Raw genomic sequence first — 14,281 nt, forward strand, 5'->3', positions numbered from 1 at the left:
CCTCATATCCGGTTCTTGTCCATCGGCCCGCAGGTTCGATCCACGCTTCCTCCCCACGGTCAGTCGCCCTTCCGCAGTTGCGCTTCTCTTCGCTCGCCATGACCAGCTTACGGTGGGACTTCCACCCACAAGAATGCGCCCATGCTGGGCGCACAACGACAGGCCCCGCCTTTGGCAGACGGGGCCTGGAGATGGGATATCGATCGATTGTGATCAGAAGCGGACGCCGAGGCCGAGGTTCAGCTCATGGGTCTTCAGGCCACGGCGATCGGAGCCGCTGTCGAGGTCGAAATTCTGGCGCTTGTAGTCGGTGTAGCGATATTCGGCGCGGGCCGTGATCGAATCGGTGATCTTGGTTTCCGCACCGGCGCCTGCGGTCAGGCCGAACAGCGTGTTGCTTTCAGACGAGGTCGCGTCCTGCGACTTGACGTCACTGATCGCCAGACCGGCGGTGCCGTAGAGAAGCACGGGGTCGAGGTCATAGCCGACGCGGCCGCGGAGCGAGCCGTTGAGCTGCTGCTGGGTCTTGACGCCATTGGTCGTGTGATCGATGCCGGAATAGTTCAAGTCGGCTTCCGGGCCGTACACAATCTTGCCGTTCTGGATGTTGTAGCCAGTGTAGACGCCGGTGCCGAGGCCGTTGGCGTCATAGTGACCACCTTCCTTAGTCTTGCCCCACTGATAGCCAAGCTTGGCACCAACATAGCCACCATCCCAGCCGGTCGGACCACTGACCGTGTCCTGCGCCTCGGGGGCGGCCGGCACTTCGTCGATCGCATCGGCCGCACGGGCCAGGGAAGCTGCGCCGATCAGCATAGCGGAAGCCATAAGGGTCATCATCAGGTTGCGCATTTTAGTCTCCTTTTAGACCGGGCTGCGCCACGCAAAAATAATGCAACAGCGCCGGGTTTAGCCAACAATCCGCGTCGGGATTGGAAGAATTGATGACTACTAAATGAGGAAGCGAAGTTACCAAAGCGTGAAAAAATAAAGGCATTGTTGTGTCATTTCGATAACATCGCCTAAAACATAAATATTAACGCCAATATTTCTATATTATATTTCATTAACTAAGATTATTTACTTATTTATTCCTATCGTATCTCGAAATATATTATGGTTAAAAATTTGACTATCCCGCCTTTTTGACAAGGCTTCGCATCGCTATATCTTTTGGTCCGACAATTTAAACGATTCCCGGGGCAGCGGATTGACCACCGAAAAACTGAAGACCGCTCTGGTCACAGGCGGAGCTACGAGAATAGGCGCGGCAATGGTGCGCGATCTTGCCCACCATGACTTTGCGGTGGCGATCCACAGCCACACTTCCACTGCAGAAGCCGAGGCCCTGGCTGCGGAAATCCGCGCCGACGGCGGCAAGGCGATGGTGGTCAGCGGCGATCTCACCAAGATGGAGGATTGTGCGCGGATTGTCGCAGCGGCTATCGACGGGATTGGGCCGCTTGGATTGCTGGTCAACAATGCCTCCGTGTTTCAGCGAGATTCGGTTGCCGAGTTCTCATCTGAGACCTTCGATCTGCATTTTGCGCTGCATGTGAAAGCGCCATCGGTGCTGATCGGCCATTTTGCCCGGCAGTTGCCCGAGGAACGGCATGGTCTCGTCGTCAACATCATCGACCAGCGGGTCTGGAAACTCCGGCCGGATTTCTATTCCTATACCTTGTCGAAGGCGACGCTCTGGACGGCGACCAAAACTCTGGCGCAGGCGCTGGCGCCGCGCATTCGCGTCAATGCCATCGGCCCCGGCCCAACCCTCCGGAACRGCCGCCAGACGGATGAGGATTTTGCAGAGCAGGTCGAAGGGCTTATATTGAAGGCCGGGCCGATGCTGCCGGAATTTGGTCAGACCATCCGGTTTCTCTTTGACACGCCGTCGATCACCGGACAGATGATCGCGCTGGATGGCGGCCAGCATCTTGCATGGCGGACGCCGGACGTTTTGGAGAATAGAGAATGACCCCGCGCACGCCCGATGACGGCGGCATTTTATACGACGAGAACGTGACTGAAGACGATGACGACGATATCGTCGAAGCCGATGTCGATATTCCCACGGCCAAAGGTCCCGATATCGCCTGGCGCGAGACGCCATTGCCCGAAACCGGCCTGACCGGCATCGAGCTGATCGGCGAATTCGTCAAGCAATTGCCCAACAGCCCCGGCGTCTACCGCATGCTGAATGCGGATGGCGACGTGCTCTATGTCGGCAAGGCGCGGTCGCTGAAGAAGCGCGTCGGCAACTATGCCGCGGGACGGGTGCATTCCAACCGTATCGGCCGGATGGTGCGCGAGACGGCGAATATGGAATTCGTCATCACCCGCACCGAGACCGAAGCGCTGCTGCTCGAAGCGAATCTGATCAAGCGCTTGCGGCCGAAATTCAACGTGCTGCTGCGCGACGACAAATCGTTTCCTTATATCCTGATCTCCGGCAGCCATCGGGCGCCGGCGATCATGAAGCATCGCGGCGCGCGCGTGCGAAAAGGCGACTATTTCGGCCCGTTTGCCTCGGCCACCGCCGTCGGCCGAACCATCAATTCGCTGCAGCGGGCCTTCCTGCTCCGGACCTGCACCGACTCGGTGTTCGAGAGCCGCACCCGGCCTTGCCTGCTCTACCAGATCAAGCGCTGTGCCGGCCCCTGCACACACGAGGTCTCCGACGAGGCGTACAACACCCTGGTCGCCGAGGCGCGCGACTTCCTCTCCGGCAAGAGCCAGAACGTCAAGTCTGGCATCGCCGAGGCGATGAACCAGGCGTCGGAGGAACTCGATTTCGAGCGTGCCGCTGTCTATCGCGACCGGCTGGCAGCACTTTCTCATGTGCAGAGCCACCAGGGCATCAACCTCGCCACGATCGAGGAAGCGGACGTCTTTGCCATTCATCACGAGGGTGGGCTCTCCTGCATTCAGGTGTTCTTCTACCGCACCGGCCAGAACTGGGGCAACCGCGCCTATTTCCCCAAGGCTGATCCGTCGCTGACAGGCGCCGAGGTGCTGAATGCCTTCCTGGCGCAGTTCTATGACGACAAGCCCTGTCCGCGGCAGATTCTGCTCTCTGAGCAGATCGAGGAAATGCAACTGCTGTCGGACGCGCTGACCGAGCGCGCCGGCTTCCGCGTGCATATCGCCGCACCGCAGCGCGGCGACAAACGCGAGGTCGTCGACCATGCGCTCGCCAATGCGCGCGAGGCGCATGGCCGCAAGCTCGCCGAGACCTCATCGCAATCGCGGCTGTTGTCCGGCCTCGCCGAGACCTTCGCCCTGCCCTACCCGCCGCGCCGCATCGAGATCTACGATAACTCGCATATCATGGGTACCAATGCCGTCGGCGGCATGGTCGTGGCCGGCCCGGATGGTTTCCTCAAAAGCCAATACCGCAAGTTCAACATCAAGTCGGAAGAGCTGACGCCTGGCGACGACTTCGGCATGATGCGCGAAGTGATGACACGCCGCTTCTCGCGGCTGATCAAGGAGAACGGCAAGCCGGATCGCAGCCTGCCGCCGGTCGAAGACGACACCATTCCAGCCTGGCCCGACGTGATCCTGATCGACGGCGGTCAGGGACAGATGACCGCGGTGCGCGCCATCCTCGCCGAACTCGACATCACTGACAGCGTCACAGCCATCGGCGTCGCCAAGGGCGTCGACCGCGACGCCGGCCGTGAGCGCTTTTTCCCCGAGGGCAAGCCGTCCTTCACGCTGCCGCCACGTGACCCCGTGCTTTATTTCATCCAGCGGCTGCGCGACGAGGCGCACCGCTTCGCCATCGGCTCGCATCGCGCCCGGCGCAAGAAGGAAATGGTCAAGAACCCGCTCGATGAAGTGTCCGGCATCGGCCCAACCCGCAAGCGGGCACTGCTGCAGCATTTCGGCACGGCCAAGGCCGTGTCGCGCGCCGGCATTCCCGATCTGCTCTCCGTGCCCGGCATTTCGGAAACCGTGGCGCGGCAGATCTACGCCCATTTCCATGCCAACATGCCCGAGAAGAATCTCAGGAAGTAGAAAACGCCTCACGATAGCTCAGTCACGCAGGTCCGCCGCCCGTGTTTCTCTGGGCGTTTCACCAAAGCGCTTTCCATAGGCCACAGCAAATCGTGACGGATTGGAAAATCCAAAGCGCCTGGCGATGTTCGAGACGGATTGACTGTCGGAATCGGCAAGCAAAGCCTTTCTGGCGTGTTGAAGGCGAATGTCGTGTAGTGCCGCCAGCGGCGTCGTATCGCGGAAGCGGCGAAAGGCGTTCAGCAATGTGCGTGTGCCGCATCCTGCGGCGACTGCGACATCAGCCATCGTCACAGGCAGGTCGGYCGAGGCATGCATGAAAGCAATCGCGCGCCGAAGATGCGCCGGAACGGGTGACGCCACGGAGCGCTTCATCCGTTCGGTATAATTGTGCGGCAGCGCATTCAGCATCAGATGAACCAGGCTGTCGGTAAATGCCTCGAGCGCTGTGGGTATGCTTGCAAGCCCGTGCGGATCGTTCAATTCAGACACGAAATATTCGATCGATCGCCGTACAGCAGCAGCAGCAGCGGCGCCGCTCCAGTCGATCTGGCTCTCGAATTCCAGTTTGTCGAGCAGAGCTTCATCCATGCCGGCGACCAAGGCCCGTTCAAATCGCGAAGCCTCCACCCACATCAATATCCGGGCGGTATTTTCGACGGTCTCGAAATGTCGTTGCTGGCGACCTTCATAGATCAGTCCACGCTGTCGATCGCCGACGACGGGCGCCAATCCGCCCAACGACATTTCGAGCGCGCCACTTGTGGTCAGGACGAAGCAGTATTTTGCCAGTCCCTCGCCGTCAACGCGAATATCGGTCGCATAGTGATCCCTGTTGTAGCCTAGCGCCAAACTGCCGGCCGGACGCATACCGAGCAAACTGAGCGGTCCGGATGCATCCCTGCGGGCGCCCCGATCTTTCAGACGGTAGGAGACATGGTTGTTGATCGCCTCGTATCTTTGTTGTGCGCCAAGACCGGCGCTACGTCCCTCCGGATATCGGATCTCCATCGACGTGAAGTTGTCGAATAGCGATTGTCCTATTTCGATCATCGGCACTGTCCCCATCAAACATGCGTAGCCTGCATTCCCAGTGACCCGTGTCCGGCATGTGCAGGTTCTCACTCGCGCGGGAGTGCTTGCCGAAACTCAGGCACCACTGGCGACTTGACGGTTCTCGTTGAAGTTTCGAATTTCACATTTGAGTGATTGATCGGTTAGAAGGGGTATTCGCCCGAGGTTTGCGATTTCCGAGGGGCGCCTCGGATCTGATCGGAACCCCATCGTCCTAACGGCACACAGACCCCACGATTTGTAGTCTGACACAAAAACTGACTGCGGCAGAAGGACAGATAGCGCATGTTGCGTACAGAAAGCGCAACAGAGTGAAACCACGTCTGGAAACCGGCTTGCCGTGTTGATTTCTGACCGATATGCAACCGGCAGCAGCGATCCACAGCAAGGGCGATGGCCCACGGACGTTGGAAAAGAAGGCGACGCTCGACATGCACCGAGGTGCAGGCACCTGGGCCAAATCCGTCGACCGCCGGCAATGAACTGAACATCCTCGGCTCATCCCATGGGCGGCGAGCACCTCGTCGCGCAGGGCGACCTGTGGCCGTTGCGATGCTTGCACGAATTCTGGAGTAGTGAAATGGGTTTCACGCGCAATATCGGCAACCGCAGTTCGACCTACGAAATCGCCGACTCGGATTCGACGATCAACCTTGCCAAGGGCGATACCATCAATGTCAGTAATAGCAGCGGCATTCTCCAAAGCCCTGACTTCCACTCCGATGCGATCGATGTCGAGGGCGAGATCCATGTGATCGGCGGCAGCGGCCTGCTGATCCGAGGCATGGACAATACCATTACCGCAGGTTTCGACAGCATTATCACCGGCAATATCGGACTTTGGCTCGACAACGACGGCTCCGGCAGTGTCGCCGATGGTAACGTAGTCGTCAACAAGGGCCAGATCGTCGCGACGGCGGATGGTATCCGCAACGAAAGCCTTGGCACGTCGATCCTGAACATCAGCACGTTGGACGCCGAGAACGCGGTTGTCGGATTGACCTATGGTCTGACCCTGATCAATGCCGAATTTGCCAAGATAGACGGCGACACCAGCATCGATCTCTCCGGGGTGACTGACGGCAGCCAGATGTCCAGGATCACCAATAACGGTGCGATCAGCGGCACTATCGTTGGCGGCGATGAGCGGGAGATCATCACCAACCACGGCACTATCAGCGGCAATGTGCTCCTAGCCGATGGCCAAGACGTGTTCGACAATCGCGGTGGCACGGTCGACGGTCTGATCGAAGGTGGCACCGGCAACGACATCTATTTCGTCGACAACGCTGATGCCAACCTAATCGAGGACGCGACAGGTGGCACGAATGATGCAGTCCATTCAACCGTCAGCTTCACGCTCGGCGCCAATTTCGAGAGCCTCTTCCTGCTCGGCTCGGCTAGGACCAGTGGTATCGGCAATGCGGAAGGCAATAGTATCTTCGGCAACAGGGGCAATAACATCCTGAAAGGCCGCGGCGGCGACGATGCTCTATCCGGCGGCAAGGGCAATGATGTCCTTTTTGGCGGCGCTGGAGCAGATGATTTCGAGTTCGACAAAGGGACCGGCCACGACACGATTCGGGATTTTACCGCAAACGGAAAAGGGCACGACATCATCAACCTCTCGAATTTCCTCGAGATCGGCGATTTGTCAAACCTCAAGAAGCATTACCTCGAAGAGCATCACGGCGACGTGCTCATCACCCTTGGCCATGGCGACGTGATCACTCTGGAGGACACGGCGACAGCTGATCTGCAGGCCGCGGATTTTCGATTCGCGAATGACTAGCCTGCAAAATCCGGCAGCTTAACGCGCTTGACATGTCTGCGTCTTGACGCGGACCTCGACGCAGGCTGTTGGCCGACAATTATCATTCTCCCGACATCGCTGCCTGTCCCACATCACCGGCCGGTGGGGCGACAGGTCAACATGTCAGCGTTTGAAAGGAACGCCTCATGGCGCGCACGACTATAACAGGATTGCAGAACGGCTCGATCGGCATCACGACCTCGGGAAATACTTATGAGATCAGCGAGAATGCGACCGTCATCGCCACAGGCGATTTCCCCGAGGGAGGAGGGCCCGGCGCCATTTTTGAAGATCCGAATGTGACGCCAGTTGTCAGCGACAATAGCTACCACATCGACGGTCGCGTCATCGGCTACGGATCGGGCGTTGTGTCTTATGGAATTCGCGACAGGATCAGTGTCGGCGTCCATGGCAAAGTTTCGGGAGCCGATGCCATCAATGCGCACGGCGACGGCTCGCTCATAACCAACCACGGTCAGATAATCTCTACAAAGGCGACCGCGGTTTATGACGTCGGTTCACATTCCCGGTTGGAAAATTTCGGCACGATCATCGGTGAGATGGCATTTGATGACGAGTCTTCAGGCGGAACGACTATAGTCAATGGCGCCAAGGGACGCATTTATGGGCTCGATGAAGGCATGTACATGGGCTCCGGGGCGAGCAGGCTCGTCAATCATGGCCTCGTCCACAGTGCCGTCGACTGCGCCGTGGACGGCGGTGCGGGCGATGACACCATCGTCAATGACGGCGTCGTGGACGGCGACATTGAGCTCGGTGACGGCAAGGACGTTCTGGATACGCGAGGCGGCACGATTCACGGCTCCATTGTCGGCCAGGGCGGTGACGATCTGTTGGTCACCGACAATGCCAAACACAAGCTCACGGAAGAGGTTGGTGGCGGCGCCGACACGGTGGAAGCCACGGTCAGCTACAAACTGTCGGACAATGTCGAGACGCTGATCCTGATCGGCAAGGGCAATATCAACGGCACAGGAACCGCGAGTGCCGACACGCTTATCGGCAACGATAGCGACAACAGGCTGGTGGGTGGAAACGGCGCCGACACTTTGGCGGGCGGAAAGGGCAATGACGAACTGACCGGCGACCACCAAGGTACATCCGATGCAGCCGATACGTTCGTGTTTTCCACCGGTGACGGGCACGACCAGGTTATGGACTATACGGAATTCTCCGACATCCTCGACATCACCAACTGGAAGGGCATCGACAACCTGGCCGATGTCCTCAGTCACGCACATAACAGTGATGAAGGGCTGCTCATCAAACTCGGTCACGACAGCCTGCTGCTTTTCGGCTTCACCAAGGCCGATTTGGCTGACGACGGTTTCGCATTCAAGTTCTGAGGCGAGTACGCAGCCGGCGTAGTCTCCGCGCTGTCAATGATCATCCGCGAATTGGAAATCAGACATGTCCAAAAGAAACATTGTTGATACCGAATACGGTCCTATCCTCATCAAAACCGCAGGCAATACCATTCACGTCGGAGAAAGCGGAGCCGTCATAGAGGGAAAAGTTGTCGATGTCCCCGAACAAGCGGCATTGACCGAAGACTCCCGTCACGCCGCCGATATTCACGACAATACCTATGTCATCGACGGACGACTCGTCGACAGTGCCGCGGGATTGTTTGCCATCGGCGCGCGCGACGACGTGACAATCGGCGATACCGGCAGTGTTTATGGTGGCTACTGGGGAGTTTGGCTGGCTGGCGACGCCAGCAGGTTGAGCAATAGCGGCGAGATTTCGGGCAGCACTGGCAGCTATGGCGTCTATATAGGGCCAGGCACAGGCTCGCGCCTCAGCAATGATGGCATGATCACGGGTACCGTCGCGATCGGCTTTGAAAGCGAGCGGGGGACTATCGTCAACGGCCGTGACGGTGTCATAGCCGGCGACAGATCTGCTATCGAGATTCCGAGTTCCGAGACTGAAGTCGTCCGCGTGATCAATCACGGGCTGCTGATCGGCAGCAGTGGCCAGGCCATCGTGTTCTCGGGTTCGAAGGCACATCTCGTCAACGATGGCACGATCGAAGGTAGCGTCGCATTCGGCAGCGGGGTCAACACGTTTGAAAACCGTGGCGGCGTCGTCAACGGCGCCATTATCGGCGGAACTGGCAACGACACGCTGATCACCGACAATGTCAACGATCACCTGAGCGAGGCTGCCAACCAGGGTACAGACACCGTCAAGTCGACCGTGTCCTACACGCTCGACGCCAATATCGAGCGGCTTATCCTGATCGGCAAGGCAGATATCTCCGGTCAGGGGACCGACGGGCTAAATGTGCTGCAGGGCAACGATGGCCGGAATTCGCTGAGCGGGCTTGGTGGAGCGGATATCCTGTCGGGCGGCAAAGGCAATGACAGCTTGTTTGGCGGTGATGGAGACGACACCTTCGTCTTCGGGACCGGCTATGGCAAAGATACGGTTGAGGATTTCCTGCCTGGCGCGGGCGACTTCATCCATCTTGGTGGCTGGACCGCCATCAGGAACTTTTCACAGCTTTTCAACCACGCCTCCGATCACGGCACCAATGTCTGGATCACCGCCGGCCACGACACGCTCGTGATCGAGAATATGCACAAGGCGGATCTGGGGCCATCAAGTAACGAATTCCTGTTTTGAAGCCGTCACTCCCATGGAGGCAGTCGCCACGGCCGCCACTGGTGGCGCGCTGACACCGGTCTCAAGCCATGGCACGAGACTATCAACGTTTGAGGAGGATGCCTCATGGCAACCAAGAACATCAACGGATTTCATGACGGATCCATCCATGTCGTCACGTCCGGAAATACTTACGATATTGGCGAGGATGCGACCGTAGTCGGGTTCGGCTATACTGACCCCGACACTGCTGTCGGTGCCATCTACGAAAGGCAAGACACGCCGCCCCTGGAAAACAACACATTCAATGTCGACGGGCGCATCATCGGATATTACAAAGGTATCGAGACCTTTGGAAGCAACGATCAGATCAATATCGGCGTTCAAGGAGAGGTTTCCGGGTATTTCGGCCTTACCGTCCATGGTGATGGAACGGCGGTCACCAATCGGGGGAATGTCGTTTCGGTCGATGGTTATGGCATCATCTGCGACAGCAGCAACGATGCAGTCATTCACAACTATGGTTTGGTCGACGCGTCCCGGGGTATTTCCGGCTTTGGTGCACCTGGCACGACTGTTATCAACGAGGTGGGTGGGCGGATATATAGTTCTGCGTCTGGTGTCGATTTGGAATCGGCAGCGGGCACGTCAGAAACGTTCATCAATCACGGTATCGTTCGCACGCCAGTGGGTGAGGACGCATATTTCGGCTCCGACGGGAGTGACACGGTTGTCAATGACGGTGTCCTGAGGGGCACAGTGATGCTCGGCTTCGGCGACGACCGGATCGATACCCGCGGCGGCACGATCATCGGCTCCATTGTCGGTGGCAATGGCGACGACACCCTCATCACCGACAACGCTCATTATACGCTCATGGAAGACCCCAATGGCGGCCTGGACACGGTGAAATCCACCGTCAGCTACACGCTTCCCGAGAATGTCGAGATTCTCTTTCTGGTCGGCAAGGGTGATATCGATGCGACCGGCAATGACGGTGGCGATATCCTCCGCGGCAATGCCGGCAACAACCGGCTGACGGATACAGGCGGCGGCGACGCACTGTCCGGCGGCAAGGGCAATGACGTCATGACCGGAGGCGCCGGCACCGATACCTTCCTCTTTGCAACCGGCGGAGGGCATGACACGATCACCGACTTCACGCAGACGGAAGATTCGATCGCTCTCGGTGCGTGGCTTGCCATGGACAGCTTCACCGAGGTGATGAATCACGCGCACGACCAGGACGGCGGCGTGCTTATCAAGGCCGGTCACGACAGCCTGCTGATCCAGGGCCTTTCCAAGGCCGAGCTGACGAGCAGCGACTTCCTGTTCACAATCTGAAAGCAACACGCGTTCAGTGCGTCGCTCTCGCTGAAGCCACACTTTCCGCCCCGATAGAATTCAGAGGAACTGCCATGTTCACGACAGAGATCAATGGTTTTGAAGACGCCCCCATCGCATTTGACAGTGCCAACAACAGCATCCACATCAACAAGCATGCGACGGCCGTATCGGGTATCTCAGAATCGACAAAAGGCCCGGCGGACGTCCACGACAACACTTATCTTGTCGATGGTTGGTTGCAGAACGAAGGATCCGCTATAAACATCGTCGGCGCCCGCGACATTGTGAGCGTCGGCGAAACGGGCCACGTCTCGAGCAGATACGGGGCGATATTCCTGAGCGGCGACGCCAATCGCATAACCAACAGCGGCGAGATCGTGGGCGGGCTTGGCTCAGCCGGAATTCTCGTCTCAGCCGGCACCGGCACGCATATCCAAAACGACGGCCTGATCACTGGTGACGGCGGCGGCGTGGATTTCGAAGGCGACAAGGGCCTGGTGGTCAACGGAAAGGATGGCGTCATTACCGGCAATGATTACGCTTTGAGGACGAATGTCGGTGCCGGCACCACATTCATAAACCATGGGCTCCTCATCGGCAGCAGCGGCACGGTATTCCAATCCGGAACGGCAACTTCAACCCTGATCAACGACGGCACGATCAGGGGCGATGTCAGCTTCGGCGATGGCGGTGGCACGTTCGACAATCGCGGCGGCATCCTCAAAGGCGCAATCATCGGCGGCGCYGGTAACGATACGCTCATCACCGACAATGCGAAATATCATCTGACGGAACAGGCGGACCAGAGCATCGACACGGTCAAGTCGACGGTCTCCTATACCCTCAACGACAATGTCGAAGCGCTGACCCTGATTGGCAAGGCGGATATCTTTGGAAATGGAAATGCCGGGGACAACTACATCAGCGGGAACGCCGGCGACAACGTCCTCAATGGCGCTCAAGGGGCCGATCACCTGTCGGGCGGCAAGGGAAATGACCAACTGTTTGGTGGCGACGGCAGGGATTATTTCACTTTCAGTACGGGTTGGGGTCACGACGTCATCGAAGACTATGATGCCAATGACGACGCAGTAGTGGTCAGCGGATGGCGGGCCATTGGGAGTATGGATGACATTATAGCGCATGCCCATGGCGATCATGGCAACACGGTGATCGAGGCTGGTTCAGACAGCCTGACCTTGAAAGGAATCCATCTCGCCGACCTCGACACCGTGCTGTTCCTATTCCCCAACTAGACGGTATCACGCCGAGGGCATCGGACGCCGTCGGATAAATATCCGGCAGCCGTGGACTAGTTGAAGGACTCGGGTCGATGTGGCGTTGTTTGCAGCTGCAGCTTTAACGCCGGCTGCCGCCATGAAACAAGCACCATATGAAAACGCCATCGTTGCGAAACAACGATGGCGTTTTAGATTGGGGGTCGGTCAGCGGGTAACAGCAGAACGAGGACTCCGCAGGATTTACTTGCTGACCGACCGGCCCCACGATACAGGAGATGCGGCGGACCTGAACATCATGGGGTAGAGGAACCGTTTAGGCTTTCTCTGCCTCTGGAACATAGGATGATCACGAATCGCGAGAAAATCAATGGGTTGTTGGCGCCCCTGTCCTGACCCCCGCTTTTCAACCGAGCGAAATCGCGAGTTCGCAGGCTGAAAAGGCACTGTAATGCTTGCATTTTTCGCAATGCAGCCCTGTCAAAATAGAATTGACAGAATTTCGACACAAAGCTTTCCCTTTTGTTTCAAGAACATAGCAAGGTAAACGAAGAACATCTTCTATCCGCTTGTTTTCATAGCGCGAATCAAGCACCCTGGAGATACCGCTATATAGGCGGTAGGGACAGCATAGGCTGCATTTTTTAGTAGAATTAGATTGCGCTAATTTGATTTTTCACAACTTTTACAGATCTATTGGACAGCGGGATAAACGTTCCACGGGCTGCTGAACAAAGCTGTGGATAACTTTAGCGCGGTCAGTTTTGTAAAGAAAAACAACCTGTCAGGCGGCAGCGGCGACGACTCTGTTGCGTCCGCTATGCTTGGCGTCATAGAGCGCCCGATCGGCCTGCTTCAGCAATTGTTCCGGAGATTCGGCGCCCCAGACTGTCGACGATATTCCGAGCGATGCGGTGATCTGGATCGCGACGCCGGCCTGGCGCAATTTGAAAGGGTTCATTTCGACGATCGTACGTAGCCGTTCGGCAACGGCAGCGGCCATTTCCGGAGGCGTGTCCGGCATGACCACGACGAATTCCTCGCCGCCGTAACGGCAGGCAAGGTCGGCGCCGCGGACGGTCGAGCGGATGCGATTGGCGAATTCCCTCAGCACTTCGTCGCCGGCATCATGGCCGTAGGTGTCGTTGACCGATTTGAAGCGGTCGATATCGGTGATGCAGATCGACAGCGGCCGGCCGCGTGCCACCGAGCGATCGAAAAGCATTTTCAAATGCTTGTCGAGATAGCGCCGGTTGTTGAGACCCGTCAGGCCGTCGGTCACCGCAAGCTCGATCGTCTGCTGCACGCTCTCGCGGAGCTGATCGTTGAAGCGCTTGCGGCGAATCTGGGTCAGGCAGCGGACGATCAGTTCATTGGGCTCGACCGGCCGCAGGATATAGTCGTTGACGCCGAGTTCCAGCGCCCGGACCACCATCGGCTCGCCGCCCTGGTCGACCACCAGCAGAATGGGAATGAAACGCGACCGATCGAGCGAGCGCAGTTGCGAGCAGAGCCTGAGCGGATCATAGCCGTCGAAATTCGAATTGACGATGATCAAGTCATAAGCCCCCTCGGCAGCCTCGAAGACGGCAGCCTGCGGGTCGCTCTGGGCGGTGACCTCGGCGATCGGTTTCAGCGTGCGGGCAAGCCGCTCCTGGGAATTGGCGCGGCCATCGACGAGAAGGACGCTCGGCGGCACATCGGCGTCGCCGCTGCCTGCCATCGTGTCATCCAAGCCGATGGTCCTGGCGGTTTCGGCGCGCAGGCGCAGTTCGTCGCTGAGCATCTTGAGGCGCACCAGGCTCTTCACCCGCGCCATGAGCTGCATATCGTTGACCGGCTTGGTGAGGAAATCGTCGGCGCCGGCCTTGAGCCCGCGGACGCGGTCGGCTGGCTGGTCGAGCGCGGTCACCATGACCACCGGAATATGCGACGTCCTGGGATTGGCCTTCAGCCGTTCGCAGACTTCAAACCCATCGATGCCCGGCATCATGACGTCGAGCAGGATGACATCGACCGGGACCTTGCTGCAGATGTCGAGGCATTGATAGCCGTTCTCGGCGGTCAGTACCTCGAAATATTCGGCCAGCAGCCGTGCTTCCAGGAGTTTGACGTTCGCCGGGATGTCGTCGACGACGAGGATGCGTGCGGTCAT

The 14,281-nt window shown here is 58.3% G+C and carries 10 protein-coding genes; 7 read left to right on the plus strand and 3 right to left on the minus strand.

All coding sequences use genetic code 11. The annotated features are described in order from the left end of the window. Nucleotides 1–213 precede the first annotated feature (213 nt). Nucleotides 214–852 (minus strand): outer membrane protein, encoded by a 639-nt coding sequence (locus tag AC1D06_RS31560; protein WP_477989861.1) that lies wholly within the window; start codon nt 850–852, stop codon nt 214–216. A gap of 358 nt (nt 853–1,210) precedes the next feature. On the opposite strand from AC1D06_RS31560, the gene AC1D06_RS31565 reads away from it, so the two are divergent. Further along, on the plus strand, nt 1,211–1,978 hold the full coding sequence (locus tag AC1D06_RS31565; RefSeq protein ID WP_477989862.1) for an SDR family oxidoreductase: 768 nt from the start codon (nt 1,211–1,213) through the stop codon (nt 1,976–1,978). Beyond that, nucleotides 1,975–4,023, plus strand: a complete 2,049-nt coding sequence (uvrC, locus tag AC1D06_RS31570; RefSeq protein ID WP_477989863.1) for an excinuclease ABC subunit UvrC — start codon at nt 1,975–1,977, stop codon at nt 4,021–4,023. The genes AC1D06_RS31565 and uvrC overlap by 4 nt, the downstream gene beginning before the upstream one ends. Before the next feature lie 18 nt (nt 4,024–4,041). Here uvrC and AC1D06_RS31575 read toward each other — a convergent pair whose 3' ends face one another. Next, a complete protein-coding gene (locus AC1D06_RS31575; RefSeq protein WP_477989864.1) occupies nt 4,042–5,076 on the minus strand; it encodes an AraC family transcriptional regulator in 1,035 nt (344 codons plus the stop codon). A 601-nt stretch (nt 5,077–5,677) separates the two neighbouring features. Here AC1D06_RS31575 and AC1D06_RS31580 point away from each other — a divergent pair. The 5 genes from AC1D06_RS31580 (at nt 5,678) to AC1D06_RS31600 (ending at nt 12,144) form a co-directional block, all read left to right on the plus strand. Continuing rightward, nucleotides 5,678–6,889 carry a calcium-binding protein gene (locus AC1D06_RS31580; RefSeq protein ID WP_477876544.1) on the plus strand — a complete coding sequence of 404 codons (1,212 nt, stop codon included), beginning with the start codon at nt 5,678–5,680 and terminating at the stop codon, nt 6,887–6,889. Nucleotides 6,890–7,056: 167 nt separating this feature from the next. Then, nucleotides 7,057–8,277 (plus strand): calcium-binding protein, encoded by a 1,221-nt coding sequence (locus tag AC1D06_RS31585; protein ID WP_477989865.1) that lies wholly within the window; start codon nt 7,057–7,059, stop codon nt 8,275–8,277. Nucleotides 8,278–8,341: 64 nt separating this feature from the next. Next, the gene (locus AC1D06_RS31590; RefSeq protein ID WP_477989866.1) at nt 8,342–9,562 is read left to right on the plus strand and encodes a calcium-binding protein; all 1,221 of its coding nucleotides are present in this window, start codon (nt 8,342–8,344) and stop codon (nt 9,560–9,562) included. Nucleotides 9,563–9,667: 105 nt separating this feature from the next. Continuing rightward, nucleotides 9,668–10,885: a calcium-binding protein gene (locus tag AC1D06_RS31595; protein ID WP_477989867.1), complete on the plus strand. Its 1,218-nt coding sequence runs from the start codon at nt 9,668–9,670 to the stop codon at nt 10,883–10,885. 74 nt (nt 10,886–10,959) lie between these two features. After that, on the plus strand, nt 10,960–12,144 hold the full coding sequence (locus AC1D06_RS31600; protein WP_477989868.1) for a calcium-binding protein: 1,185 nt from the start codon (nt 10,960–10,962) through the stop codon (nt 12,142–12,144). Between the two features lie 766 nt (nt 12,145–12,910). Here the strand turns inward: AC1D06_RS31600 and AC1D06_RS31605 are convergent. After that, on the minus strand, nt 12,911–14,281 hold the full coding sequence (locus AC1D06_RS31605; protein WP_477989869.1) for a PleD family two-component system response regulator: 1,371 nt from the start codon (nt 14,279–14,281) through the stop codon (nt 12,911–12,913).

It is taken from the genome of Rhizobium sp. P2_G2 (assembly GCF_056403555.1).

Bases quoted from the DNA above. Each gene is read 5' to 3' on its own strand.
- AC1D06_RS31560 (WP_477989861.1), bottom strand. From the start codon at position 852: ATGCGCAACCTGATGATGACCCTTATGGCTTCCGCTATGCTGATCGGC.
- uvrC (WP_477989863.1), top strand. From the start codon at position 1,975: ATGACCCCGCGCACGCCCGATGACGGCGGCATTTTATACGACGAGAAC.
- AC1D06_RS31580 (WP_477876544.1), top strand. From the start codon at position 5,678: ATGGGTTTCACGCGCAATATCGGCAACCGCAGTTCGACCTACGAAATC.
- AC1D06_RS31585 (WP_477989865.1), top strand. From the start codon at position 7,057: ATGGCGCGCACGACTATAACAGGATTGCAGAACGGCTCGATCGGCATC.
- AC1D06_RS31590 (WP_477989866.1), top strand. From the start codon at position 8,342: ATGTCCAAAAGAAACATTGTTGATACCGAATACGGTCCTATCCTCATC.
- AC1D06_RS31595 (WP_477989867.1), top strand. From the start codon at position 9,668: ATGGCAACCAAGAACATCAACGGATTTCATGACGGATCCATCCATGTC.
- AC1D06_RS31605 (WP_477989869.1), bottom strand. From the start codon at position 14,281: ATGACCGCACGCATCCTCGTCGTCGACGACATCCCGGCGAACGTCAAA.